The sequence below is a fragment of the Rothia sp. 27098_8_27 genome, from assembly GCF_041432805.1.
Taxonomy (GTDB): Bacteria; Actinomycetota; Actinomycetes; order Actinomycetales; family Micrococcaceae; genus Rothia; species Rothia mucilaginosa.
In genome coordinates, this window is record NZ_JAPWAJ010000003.1 from 1 (window position 1) to 11,969 (window position 11,969).

13 protein-coding genes are annotated in these 11,969 nt (G+C 56.2%); 1 reads left to right on the top strand and 12 read right to left on the bottom strand.

The window, feature by feature from the left end; all coding sequences use genetic code 11:
* The 12 genes from O3675_RS04760 to rpsJ form a co-directional block, all read right to left on the bottom strand.
* Positions 1 to 1,881 (bottom strand): peptidase (locus O3675_RS04760; RefSeq protein ID WP_371571285.1); only part of this gene is annotated, 1,881 nt, incomplete at its 3' end.
* 473 nt (positions 1,882 to 2,354) lie between these two features.
* Positions 2,355 to 2,627, bottom strand: coding sequence for a 30S ribosomal protein S17 (gene rpsQ, locus O3675_RS04765; protein WP_005504980.1), 273 nt, complete (start codon positions 2,625 to 2,627; stop codon positions 2,355 to 2,357).
* On the bottom strand, positions 2,624 to 2,863 hold the full coding sequence (gene rpmC / locus O3675_RS04770) for a 50S ribosomal protein L29 (protein WP_005504969.1): 240 nt from the start codon (positions 2,861 to 2,863) through the stop codon (positions 2,624 to 2,626). Before rpmC ends, rpsQ begins: the two co-directional genes overlap by 4 nt.
* A gap of 5 nt (positions 2,864 to 2,868) precedes the next feature.
* Positions 2,869 to 3,288, bottom strand: a complete 420-nt coding sequence (gene rplP, locus O3675_RS04775) for a 50S ribosomal protein L16 (RefSeq protein ID WP_005504968.1) — start codon at positions 3,286 to 3,288, stop codon at positions 2,869 to 2,871.
* On the bottom strand, positions 3,289 to 4,086 hold the full coding sequence (rpsC, locus tag O3675_RS04780) for a 30S ribosomal protein S3 (RefSeq protein WP_005504966.1): 798 nt from the start codon (positions 4,084 to 4,086) through the stop codon (positions 3,289 to 3,291).
* Positions 4,087 to 4,452 carry a 50S ribosomal protein L22 gene (gene rplV, locus O3675_RS04785; RefSeq protein ID WP_005504964.1) on the bottom strand — a complete coding sequence of 122 codons (366 nt, stop codon included), beginning with the start codon at positions 4,450 to 4,452 and terminating at the stop codon, positions 4,087 to 4,089.
* Between the two features lie 60 nt (positions 4,453 to 4,512).
* Positions 4,513 to 4,794 carry a 30S ribosomal protein S19 gene (gene rpsS, locus O3675_RS04790; RefSeq protein WP_004005282.1) on the bottom strand — a complete coding sequence of 94 codons (282 nt, stop codon included), beginning with the start codon at positions 4,792 to 4,794 and terminating at the stop codon, positions 4,513 to 4,515.
* Between the two features lie 12 nt (positions 4,795 to 4,806).
* Positions 4,807 to 5,643 (bottom strand): 50S ribosomal protein L2, encoded by an 837-nt coding sequence (gene rplB / locus O3675_RS04795; RefSeq protein ID WP_005504961.1) that lies wholly within the window; start codon positions 5,641 to 5,643, stop codon positions 4,807 to 4,809.
* Between the two features lie 40 nt (positions 5,644 to 5,683).
* Positions 5,684 to 5,986 (bottom strand): 50S ribosomal protein L23, encoded by a 303-nt coding sequence (gene rplW / locus O3675_RS04800; RefSeq protein WP_005504959.1) that lies wholly within the window; start codon positions 5,984 to 5,986, stop codon positions 5,684 to 5,686.
* Positions 5,986 to 6,603, bottom strand: coding sequence for a 50S ribosomal protein L4 (gene rplD / locus O3675_RS04805; RefSeq protein WP_005504957.1), 618 nt, complete (start codon positions 6,601 to 6,603; stop codon positions 5,986 to 5,988). The genes rplW and rplD overlap by 1 nt, the downstream gene beginning before the upstream one ends.
* A 6-nt stretch (positions 6,604 to 6,609) precedes the next feature.
* Positions 6,610 to 7,266, bottom strand: a complete 657-nt coding sequence (rplC, locus tag O3675_RS04810) for a 50S ribosomal protein L3 (protein WP_005504955.1) — start codon at positions 7,264 to 7,266, stop codon at positions 6,610 to 6,612.
* Positions 7,267 to 7,279: 13 nt separating this feature from the next.
* A complete protein-coding gene (gene rpsJ / locus O3675_RS04815; protein WP_004005287.1) occupies positions 7,280 to 7,588 on the bottom strand; it encodes a 30S ribosomal protein S10 in 309 nt (102 codons plus the stop codon).
* A 576-nt stretch (positions 7,589 to 8,164) separates the two neighbouring features.
* On the opposite strand from rpsJ, the gene O3675_RS04820 reads away from it, so the two are divergent.
* Positions 8,165 to 11,494: a Fe2+/Zn2+ uptake regulation protein gene (locus tag O3675_RS04820; protein WP_371571289.1), complete on the top strand. Its 3,330-nt coding sequence runs from the start codon at positions 8,165 to 8,167 to the stop codon at positions 11,492 to 11,494.
* Positions 11,495 to 11,969: the final 475 nt, after the last annotated feature.

Consider the following 11,969-nt stretch of genomic DNA (forward strand, 5'->3'; position numbering starts at 1 on the left):
AGGCTTAGCAGACTCGCTCGGAGCCGGAGTGGGCTCGTTGCCATCAGGCAGGCTCAGCTTAGTACCGGCGGGGTAAGTGGTAGTCACGCCAGAGGGAGCAGCAGCGACCTGGGTAGTTTCTGCCGGTGCGCAGGTCGCAGCGGTGTCTGCCTTCTTCTCTGCAACAGTTGCGGAGAGCGCTTCACCACCACGTGCGGTATCGCCTTCAACCATGGAGCCGGAGAGCAGGAAGACAGATACCTTATCGCCGCTCTTCAGGTTTTCCTTCAGGTTGGAGTTTTCAGTGGTCGGGTACGGCAGCTCAGCGGTGAAGTTACCATTCTCATCTGCTTGGATGTACGCCCAGACGCCAGCGCTGTTGCCCTCAGCACCGTTGAGCTTCGGCTCTTCCTTCGCGGAGATGCGGCCCTTGTTCAGCTTGACTGCGAGTACGGAGCCCTTTGAACCGTCCTGAGTCTTGAAACCTTCGCCACGCAGCTTCAGAGTTTCACCGGTGGTCCAGTCCTTCACGGCGTAGAGCTTAGCGCCGTCGGCGTAGGTCTTCACCAGTTCTTCAGAAGAAGTCTGTGCAGCAGGCTTCGCGCTGGTTTCAACAGTGGTGTTGATCTTCACCATGACACCGGGAGTGATCGGGGAATCCGCGTTGTCCTTACCCTTGGGCTCGGTGCTAGAGGTGCGGTATTCGCCAGTGGTCTTATCGATGGTGTAGTCGGTTTCGATAGCGGAAGCGCCTTCAATGCTGCGTGCTACAGCGTATGCACTGCCGTCTGCGGTGACCAGAACATCATTTGCGCCGCTGGTCGCACCGGTAGACACCTGAGAAACAACGGTGCCGGTTCGTGCATCAACAACACCGACGTTGCCGGTACCGTAATCGGTCACGTACAGCAGGTCACGGGCTTCGTCGGAGGCGAGGGCGAGGGCCTGGTTGCCGAAAGGAATGGTCTTCTTGTAGGCACCAGTTTCCAGGTCGTAGACGGTGATACCGGAGTTAGTGCCCTTACGGTCACCCTGGGTGCTGACGTAGATTTCCTTCAGGGACTTGTCGATAGTGACGTCCGAGGGGTTCAGAGCAGCTTCAGCATTTTCCTTGTGCAGCTGAATGGTCTTCTCGACTTCGTAGCTCTTGGTGTCGATCACCTTCACGGTGCCGGCACTCAGGGAGGGTACGTAGAGCTTGCCATCAGCGGAGTCTACGTGCATGTTCATTGCAATGTCAGATTCACCCTTGGCATCGGTGAATTCAATCTTCTTGACCAGGGTGTGCTGGGTGGTGTCGAAGACACTAATGCCGCCGGAGCCAGATACAAAGACCTTGCCGCTAGAGGGGTCGATGCGTACCTCGCGGGGGTGGTTGACGTCGCCTTCTGCACTACTCCAGATAATCTTGTTGGTCGCGGGATCGAAGACAGACACCTTGTTGACGCGGGTCTGGGTCACCCATACGTATCCGGTTGCTTCGTCGTAGGCAATACCGTAGGGAGATTCAATCTGCTTGCCGGTCGGTGCGGTAGCGCCACGTGCAATAAAGTCCGTGGTCGGGAACTGGTAGACAGTAGCAAGGCTCGGGGTGGATGCAACGTTCCAGGTGCCGACGCCACCGGTCAGAATCGGCGGGCGTCCGGAGGAGAAGGAAGTGTAGAGGGAGGAGGTTGCTGCCGAGTATGCCAGCTGGTACTGGCCGGGCAGGCCCTGGTACTGGGTAGCGCTCACTGCAATGTGGCGGCATTCCTCAGTGGAGTTCTGGGAGTTCCCGCCGGGAACGGATGCGGAGACGTTTGCCGCAAAGGTAGCAGGAACGGCAGCGAAAGAGCCTGCAACAACGGAAAGTGCGCCAGCAATGGCGAGCAGCTTACGTGAGGGCTTGGGCGAAGAAGTCATGATGATCCTCGATGATGTGTAGTGGTACTTCTCCAAAGGTCGTGCAACCTCCGGAAGGTGCAAAGCCACCCGACTAATTATTAGGAAAGGTTATGCTAAGCAACTATAAAGTTGATAATAAGTCCCTAATCAGGTTGTTTTCAAGTGTTGCTCATCGGATTCCGCAGACCCCAGGCGCCTTACTCACGTATTACTTTTCATTTTTTCGCCCTAATTCCGCCTCCACATGCACTTTCTTCTCTAGTAGCGTCTACTCATAGATTGCGTCATCAAATCGAGAGAAGAATATTGTTTTCTCGTATGACATATCAAGACATTTATGACAAATGTTGTCTTAGCGTCTGTTATTAGCCCATGCCATAAGGCGCCCGCCCTAGTTTTTCCCGAACAAAGGTTAAACGCAAAGAGCCCCTCTCCTACCGAAGTAGGAGAGGGGCTCTTTTACTGCTCTAGCAGAGAGTCATGAAAAGGGCTTACTTAGCCTTCTCGATGATCTCCACGATACGCCAGCGCTTGGAAGCGGACAGCGGACGGGTCTCTGCAATCAGAACGAGGTCACCGATGCCAGCAGCGTTCTGCTCATCGTGTGCCTTGATCTTGGAGCTACGGCGAACGACCTTGCCGTACAGTGCGTGCTTCACGCGGTCCTCGACCTCGACGACAACGGTCTTGTCCATCTTGTCGGAGACAACGTAGCCGCGGCGGGTCTTGCGGTAGCCGCGCTCTTCGTTCTTTACTTCACTCACTTGGACTCACCTTCAGTTGCGGGACGAATACCGAGCTCGCGCTCACGCAGCACGGTGTAGATACGTGCGATGTCGCGCTTGATAGTGCGGCGACGACCTGCGTTAGCCTGACCGGTGACTTCCTGGAAGCGGATGTTGAAGAGTTCCTTCTTCGCTTCGCTCAGCTTTGCAGCCAGCTCTTCGTTGGAGAGCTCTGCGAGCTTATCGATGCTCAGGTCCTTGGATCCTACTGCCATCTCGCTTATTCACCACCTTCGCGGCGACGCACAACACGTGCCTTCATCGGGAGCTTGTGGATTGCCAGGCGCATTGCCTCGCGAGCCACTTCTTCGGACACACCGGAGAGTTCAAACATGACTCGACCCGGCTTGACATTTGCGACCCACCACTCGGGCGAACCCTTACCGGAACCCATACGGGTTTCAGCGGGCTTCTTGGTCAGCGGACGGTCGGGATAAATGTTGATCCAGACCTTACCGCCACGCTTGATGTGACGAGTCATTGCGATACGTGCAGCCTCAATCTGGCGGTTGGTCACGTATGCGGGCGACAGGGCCTGAATGCCCCACTCACCGAAGCTAACCTCGGTGCCGCCCTTTGCGAGACCACTACGCTTGGGGTGGTGCTGCTTGCGGTACTTTACTCGACGGGGAATAAGCATTTATGCCTCACCGTTCTCTGCAGTCTTGGCCTCGACCTTTGCCGAAGCGTTCTCGTTGCGGCGCTCGCGACGAGGACCACGGTTGCCCTGGCGGCGGCGGTCACCATCGCGGCGGTTGCCACGGCGGTTGTTTGCTGCCTGCTGAGCTGCCAGCTCCTTGTCGGTCAGGTCGCCCTTGTAGATCCAGACCTTCACGCCGATGCGACCGAAGGTGGTCTTAGCCTCGAAGAAGCCGTAGTCGATGTTCGCACGCAGGGTGTGCAGGGGCACACGGCCTTCGCGGTAGAACTCGGAACGGGACATTTCAGCGCCACCCAGACGGCCGGAGCACTGGATACGGATACCCTTTGCGCCTGCACGCTGTGCGGACTGGATTGCCTTCTTCATTGCACGGCGGAATGCAACACGCGATGCGAGCTGCTCTGCGATGCTCTGTGCAACCAGCTGAGCGGAGAGGTCGGGGTTAGCAACCTCGAGGATGTTCAGCTGAATCTGCTTGTTGGTGAGCTTCTCGAGCTCGCCGCGGATGCGGTCTGCTTCTGCGCCACGGCGGCCAATCACGATACCGGGACGAGCGGTGTGGATGTCCACACGCACGCGGTCACGGGTACGCTCGATCTCGACCTTTGCAACGCCTGCGCGATCCAGGTTCTTAGCCAGCAGCTCGCGGATCTTTACGTCCTCGCGGACGAAGTCAGCGTAACGCTCGCCGGGCTTGTTGGAATCAGCGAACCACTTGGAGACGTGGTCAGTGGTGATGCCCAGTCGGAAACCGTTCGGGTGAATTTTCTGACCCATTTAGCGGTCCTCCTCCTTCTCCGGGGTAGCAACTACCACGGTGATGTGGCTGGTGCGCTTGTTGATTCGGTATGCGCGACCCTGAGCGCGGGGCTGAATGCGCTTCATGGTCGGGCCCTCGTTCACGAATGCTTCGCTGATGAACAGCTCTTCCTCGCGGAAGGGCAGACCCTGCTGGGTTGCCTTCTGACGAGCGTTAGCTACTGCCGAAGCAACGATCTTGTATACCGGTTCCGAAGCTGCCTGGGGGGCGAACTTCAGAATCGCCAGAGCCTCTTCCGCCTGCTTACCACGGATCAGGTTGACGACACGGCGGGCCTTCATAGGCGTAACGCGAACGAAACGCGCTGATGCCTTGGCTTCCATTGCCTATCTCTCTTTCGTCTATTGCCGAAAGGGAAACGTTAGCTTATCGGTGTGAACCGATTAGCGACGCTTGCCCTTACGGTCGTCCTTCACGTGGCTGCGGAAAGTGCGGGTCGGAGCAAACTCACCGAGCTTGTGACCAACCATCGACTCGGTGATGAACACCGGCACGTGCTTGCGACCGTCGTACACTGCGATGGTGTGACCGAGCATGTCGGGGATAATCATCGAGCGACGCGACCAAGTCTTGATTACGTTCTTGGTGCCCTTCTCGTTCTGAGCTGCAACCTTCAGGTAGAGGTGCTGATCAACGAAAGGGCCCTTCTTCAAACTACGAGGCATGTTTCAGGCTCCTTAGCGCTTCTTGCCAGTACGACGGCGACGAACGATGAGCTTGTCGCTTTCCTTGTTGGGACGACGGGTACGACCCTCGGGCTTACCGTTGGGGTTAACCGGGTGACGACCACCGGAGGTCTTACCTTCACCACCACCGTGCGGGTGGTCAACCGGGTTCATGACCACACCACGGACGGTCGGGCGGATGCCCTTCCAGCGGTTACGGCCTGCCTTACCCCAGTTGATGTTGGACTGCTCAGCGTTGCCAACTTCACCAACGGTTGCGCGGCAGCGAACATCCACGTTGCGGATTTCGCCGGAGGGCAGACGGAGCTGACCGTACTTGCCTTCCTTAGCAACCAGCTGTACAGAAGCACCTGCGGAACGAGCCAGCTTTGCGCCGCCACCGGGGCGGAGCTCAACACAGTGAATCACGGTACCAACGGGGATGTTGCGCAGGGGCAGGTTGTTACCGGGCTTGATGTCAGCTGCGGGGCCGGACTCGACAATGTCGCCCTGAGCGAGCTTGTTCGGAGCGATGATGTAGCGCTTGGAACCATCGAAGTAGTGCAGCAGTGCGATGCGAGCGGTACGGTTGGGATCGTACTCGATGTGTGCAACGCGTGCGTTCACGCCGTCCTTGTCGTGACGACGGAAGTCGATCAGACGGTACTGGCGCTTGTGGCCGCCACCCTTGTGACGGGTGGTGATGCGGCCGGTGTTGTTACGGCCGCCGGTCTTGTGAAGCGGACGAAGCAGGGACTTTTCCGGGGTGGAGCGGGTGATCTCGGAGAAATCAGCAACGCTCGAACCGCGGCGACCCGGGGTCGTCGGCTTGTACTTACGAATACCCATTTAGATATTTCTTCCTTCGTTAAAGTGGTCTCCGCGGGGCTTATGCCTGCGGACCGCCGAAGATGTCGATGGTGCCTTCCTTGAGGGTCACAATCGCACGCTTGGTGTTCTTGCGAGCGCCCCAACCGAAACGGGTGCGCTTGCGCTTGCCCTGACGGTTGATGGTGTTGACGGAAGCAACCTTGACGTCAAAGATCTTCTCGATGGCCTGCTTGATTTCCAGCTTGTTGGAATCGGTAGCGACCTCGAAGGTGTACTTACCTTCGTCGAGCTGACCGTAGCTCTTCTCGGAAACGACGGGAGCGATGATCACGTCGTATACAGACTTGGTGGAAACGCTCATTACTTAGCGCCCTCCTTCTTCTGAGCTGCAGCAACGAATGCGTCGAATGCTGCCTTGGTGAAGACCACGTCGTCAGAAACCAGCACATCGTAGGTGTTGAGCTGATCTGCGTACAGAACGTGGACGTTCTCCAGGTTACGTGCGGACAGAGCCACAACGTCCTCTGCACGAGCAATCACAAGAAGGATGTTCTTGCGCTCGGTGATAGCTGCGAATGCAGCCTTTGCAGCCTTGGTCGAGGGGGTTTCACCGGAGATGAAGTTCTCGACAACGTGGACGCGGTCGTGACGAGCGCGATCGGAGAGAGCACCGCGCAGTGCAGCGGCAATCATCTTCTTGGGGGTGCGCTGTGCGTAGTTACGCGGGGTCGGACCGTGAACAACGCCACCGCCGGTCATGTGCGGTGCACGGATGGAGCCCTGACGTGCGTTACCGGTACCCTTCTGCTTGAAGGGCTTACGGCCTGCACCGGAAACCTCGCCGCGGTTCTTGGTCTTGTGGGTGCCCTGGCGTGCAGCAGCGAGCTGTGCAACGACAACCTGGTGCAGCAGGGGCACGGATGCCTGCGCGTCGAAAATCTCTGCGGGCAGGTCTACCTTAAGGGTCTTAACAGCCATGATGTATTAGGCTCCCTTCACAGCGGTACGAACCAGAACAACGCCGCCCTTGGGACCGGGGATTGCGCCCTTGATCAGCAGGACATTGTTCTCTGCGTCCACACCCTGGATAGTCAGGTTCAAGGTAGTGTGACGTGCTGCGCCCATACGGCCAGCCATGCGCATACCCTTGAACACGCGTGCGGGGTAGGATGCGCCACCGATGGAACCGGGCTTACGGTGGTTCTTGTGCTGACCGTGAGACGCGCCAACACCCTTGAAGCCGTGACGCTTCATAACACCTGCGAAGCCCTTACCCTTGGTCTTACCAACGACGTCGACCTTCTGGCCTGCTTCGAAGAGCTCAACGGTCAGTTCCTGACCGAGGGAATACTCAGAAGCATCTGCGGTACGCAGCTCGACGATGTGGCGACGGGGGGTGACACCGGCCTTCTCGAAGTGACCAGCCAGGGGCTTGGTAACCTTGCGAGAGTCGATTGCACCGAAACCGATCTGAACAGCTTCGTAGCCGTCAGTTTCCTGGTTACGGATCTGGGTAACAACGTTAGAATCAGCCTTGACGACGGTGACGGGCACAAACTTGCCGTCCTCGTCCCAGACCTGGGTCATGCCGAGCTTGGTGCCCAGCAGGCCCTTCACCTGGCGCTCGAATTTGTTAGTCATTAGATGCGATCCTCTACAGCTTGATCTCGATGTTTACGTCTGCCGGCAGGTCGAGACGCATGAGGGCATCAACAGCCTTGGGGGTCGGATCAACAACGTCGATCAGACGCTTGTGCGTACGCATCTCGAAGTGCTCGCGGCTGTCCTTGTACTTGTGGGGAGAACGGATAACACAGTAAACGTTCTTCTCGGTCGGCAGCGGCACGGGGCCAACTACAGTTGCGCCTGCGCCCTTTACCGTTTCGACGATTTTCCGTGCCGAAGAATCGATGACCTCGTGGTCATAGGACTTCAGACGGATGCGGATTTTCTGTCCCGCCATCTGTCGGACTCTCTTTCTTGATGTATTCCCTGTATCGGAGCTTTTGCCCCTTTGTTATAGCGCTTAAGGAACGCGATATATTCATCACGTGCGCCACTCAGAACGAACTGAATCCGGCTTTGCCGGGTTCCTCACCCCGCCTGAGTACCGACCCCCGAACTCGGGCGTGTCGCCTATTTTCTAGACAGACTCATCCCGTCATCCTTCGGACCGGGTCATACGTGGGCCTACCTTTAGTGCAGGTAGACGCTTTGACAACGTCGTCAATTCTCTCAGAGATAGAGCTCTTACGCAATACAAACACGAGTTAAGTGCTTAAGAACACTTAACTGCCTCTGTCAATCTGAGGATACTCCCGCGATGTAACTCTCAGGGAGCTTTCAATCTATTTTCAGTAAGTTCCATGCGCTTTATTGCTCGTAATAAAGCTTTTAGGTCTAAAGACTCTCGTATCGTAGAAGTATCACTACAGCCTAAGGAGAAACCATGTCTCAGCCGACACAACCTCATCAGGCATCCTCTAGCTCTCACTCTTCATCTCAGAGCCCTCAGTATGTTCAGCCGCAAGGTCTCGGCTTGTACGTTCCCCCGTCCCTGTCGGGTCCGTATCCTCAGCCTCCTGCGCAGCGACGCCGAGTCAACGAGGATATCTTCCTCAATATTGTTCTGTACATTGGTTCGCTCCTGCTCATTGGTGCTGCGGGCCTTTTTGTCACCTCGGTGACTTCTTCTCAGGATGAAACGGCTATCTTCCGTGTCCTTGCAATGGCGCTTGGAGCAGTCGTCTTCTACGGAGCTGGTCTGCTCACCTACCGCTTCGTGGAGCGCCTACGTATCGCTTCCTACTCTTTTGCAGCAACCGGTCTTGCGTTTATTCCTCTGACTGGCGTTGCTACCTATGTCCTCAGGATTTGGGTTGAAGGACGCTATGTCTGGCTTCTCACGTCTCTGGTTGGCACTGCAGCCATTGTTGGAGCCTGTGCCCTCATGCGTAACCGTGTGATGGCGTACCTGCTGATTTCGTTCATTGTTTCGGACTCGTTGGCGGCTACGAAGGTAGCGGCTCTGCCTTTCGTTTGGTATTTTGTTTCACTGACTGCAGTTGCCACCGTTCTGGGTTTGGTTCTGCATTTTGCCCCGAATGCTGCTCCGAAGGGCATCCGCGAAGGTCTTGTTGATTCTTCCCGCATTTTTGTTCCGGCTACTGCCATCGCTATTTTCTTCTTCACCAACGATCTGAGCTATACGGATGCGGGTATTGCGTTTGCAGTCATGTCTGTGCATGCCATTCTTTTCACGTGGCTGAACGGTACGGCAGATTACTATGCCCAGGCACGTATCTACCCGATTGCGTCTGTTCTCTCCTTCATCATGGACTCGGATCACGGCCCGTGGTTCCCCAGCATTTTCTTCGTCTCGGTCCTGGTTGTTAACCTGATTTCTGCTTACGTATTTATTCCTCGTCTGCAGAAGACTATTGCTGGTTCTGCTCCTGCTACTGATGAACAGCCCGAGCAGGTTCAAAGCACCCCGGCTATCCCCTGGGCGAAGGAAGCTCCTCACCATCCCGCTCACAAGATGGAGTGGTTGCCGGCAATTGACGCATGCGTCGGCGTGTTCTTCTCTTTCTTCGCTCTCATTGATGCCTTCTTCACTGCTCATGCTGCCGATAGCCCTGTATACGCAACGCGCTGGAGCGCTTTCCTTCCTTATGCAGAAGGTAATCAAGGTATCTTCCCTGCCCCCTGGGTTATTGGTGTCCTCTGCATTGTGAGTTTCTTGCTGTACCGCAAGGCAATCCAGCCTCTGCTACTCATGAGTTTTGTAGCGCTCATTCCAGTTGTTGGCATGTACGCGTCCCCCGGCAATCAGGGTACTTTCTACCTCTTCTTTACCGCGGCAGTAGTCATCTATCTGGTCAGTGCTAAGGCCCCTGAGGCACGTACCGCTGGAGCGGTACTGAGCAACATCGGTTATGCCATTGGTATGATTCAACTCTTCCTCGCTCTCATTCCTGAGATGCAGACTTCTGAGTCGCTTTTGATGTTTGCGTTGGTCTGCGCCGTTATTGCGCTACTGACTTTTGTCCTCTCTCAGGGCGTTGCAGCGCAGAACGCAAGCTACCGTCTTGTAGAGATGTCGGTCTACCTCTTCTTGGGCGTTTTTGCTCTCTTCGTCGGGTACGTAGCTAACCATGCTGATGGCGGAGCGCATGGCCGATTCTGGATTGGTTTCCCTCTCTTCTCGGGTGCCGTCCTCTTCTTGAGCGTGCTGGGCGCTCTTATTCTGGCTCGCGCGTTGCGACTTTCGGACGTTGGATCCTTCCGCTCCACGCTTGTCATGTTTGTCCGTATCGCGTTCTACTCGACTCTGCTTATCGCGACGATTGGCTCGCGACACTACCTGCTGTACGACTTGCAGAAGGAGTACATCGCTGTAGCACTGCCGGCGCTCCTGACCGTTGTCTACGGTGCGCTTGGTTTCTTTATGCCGGTTGGCTCTTCGATTCGTTCGGAGCTACTCACCGTTGCGCGATTCCCCATCTGCTGGTCGGTCATTCTGCTCGCGATCACCGGCAATATGAAGGAATCGCTCGTAGACTTCCTCGTACTTGCGCTGCTGGCGGTTCAGGCTCTGTGCAGCGTGCTACTCTACGCGTACTCCAAGCGAAACTACGAAGCATACGCGGCGGCGATTTTCTTCACGCTCGGTTCTGTCCTGAGCGCAGGCCGTTTCATTGGCGATTTTGATAATCTGCTGTTCGCGGTAGCAACTCCTGCCATCTTCATCGCTGTATGGGTGCTTGCCCTCATCTTCAGGGTCCCCCGCATGCAGATTGGTGCCTCCATCAGCATCACGACTTTCTGCATCGGTGCTCTGTGGAATCTCTTCAACACGAGGGAAAGCACAATGGAAATGACTCTTCTGGGCTACTACGCTCTGATTGCCGTCATCATCCTGTTCGTTCTGAAGGTCACGCTCCCGGTTGAGGTCTTCGGGGTGAGGGCAAATGTTCGTCCGCGTATCGCTGTCCCGGTCGGTAATACGATGGTTGATTTGCCGATGCACGGCCCGCTGGGTGCCCCCTACGCGCGTTTCATGTCTCGCCGTCCCCTGAGCCAGGGTATCTATGCACCGGTCAACACGCTGCTGATGATTCCCGCTCTGGCGGTGCTGGGATTCTACACCTTCGTTGGGCTGGTTTTTGAGCCCAGGCAGGTAGAACTCAACGCACTTCTCTGGGGTCTAGGTGCTCTGTCCTTCGTATCTGTCACCAAGGCGAAGAACCTGCCGATCGTCTGCACCACGGCGTTCAGCCTCTTCATCGCCCGTCTGGTCATTGATTACTCGAAGTCCAACCCCCTGAGCGTCATTCTTGAGGTTGCTCTCCTGATTCTGCTGGCTGTTGTGGCAGCCAAGGTTCTCAAGAACTTCATCGCAAAGAGGCCTGTAGATACGCAGGTATCGGATTCTCCTCTGTACTGGGCTTTGGGTCTGCAGGTGTTCCTCACCCTGGTAACGTGGGCAGTTCCCGCTGATGGTCCGGATATCGTGGTGTTGGTACTCGGTATTGCCCTGACTCTCCTGAGCGCTCTGCTGCTCGACCGAGTCTGGACCTATATCGCAACTGCTCTGGTCACCCTCGACCTGGCAATTTTGCTCAACGGTCTGAACCCGCTGACCCTGCTAATCATCTCGATTTTGCTTATTGCCGGCGTTATCTGGCGTCTGCTGGCGCGACAGAATAAGCAGGATGTGGTAGCTCCGCACCAGGGTTCTGAGCAGCTCGAGGACTTCCCGCCGTCTCAGAATCAGCCGGGTATGTACCCTCAGAGCAATGTCCAGATGCAGCAGCCCCCGGCTCCTCAGCAGGGCTACGAGCCTCGCCAAGAGGAAAACATCTAGCCATCAGCACGTATAGGTTCTATTCCTGCGGCATTCTGTAGTAGGATTACCTATGTCCCTTCCGAGGGGCAGTCATTCGAATTGCGGTTCCCAGCCTTCGGGCTGGGAACCGTTTTTCTTTGTCCGCAGATTTTATATTCCTATCTGCAGGGTCTTTAGCCGCTCCCCCGGCGCAAGCCGGTCCGCATGACCAGGTTCTTTCTGAGGTCTGCAAATCTCTAAACGGATCAGGCAGTCATTCACCTACCCGTGCTCTTTCCATATCCAGGAGTTCAGGATATACAGCTAGAAGGTATGGACTTGCCATGCCGCCGCAGGGGGATTTCTATCGTTACGGATGCAACGTGGACTTCCGCTATTACTACGCATGTTTTCCCACTCATAAGTCTTGAGCGGCTGCTGAGGCGAACTGATAACGGTCAGAGCGGTTGGATACAGCCCAGCCAGATAATGCCGTTCTCTCCTTCGCCGGAGC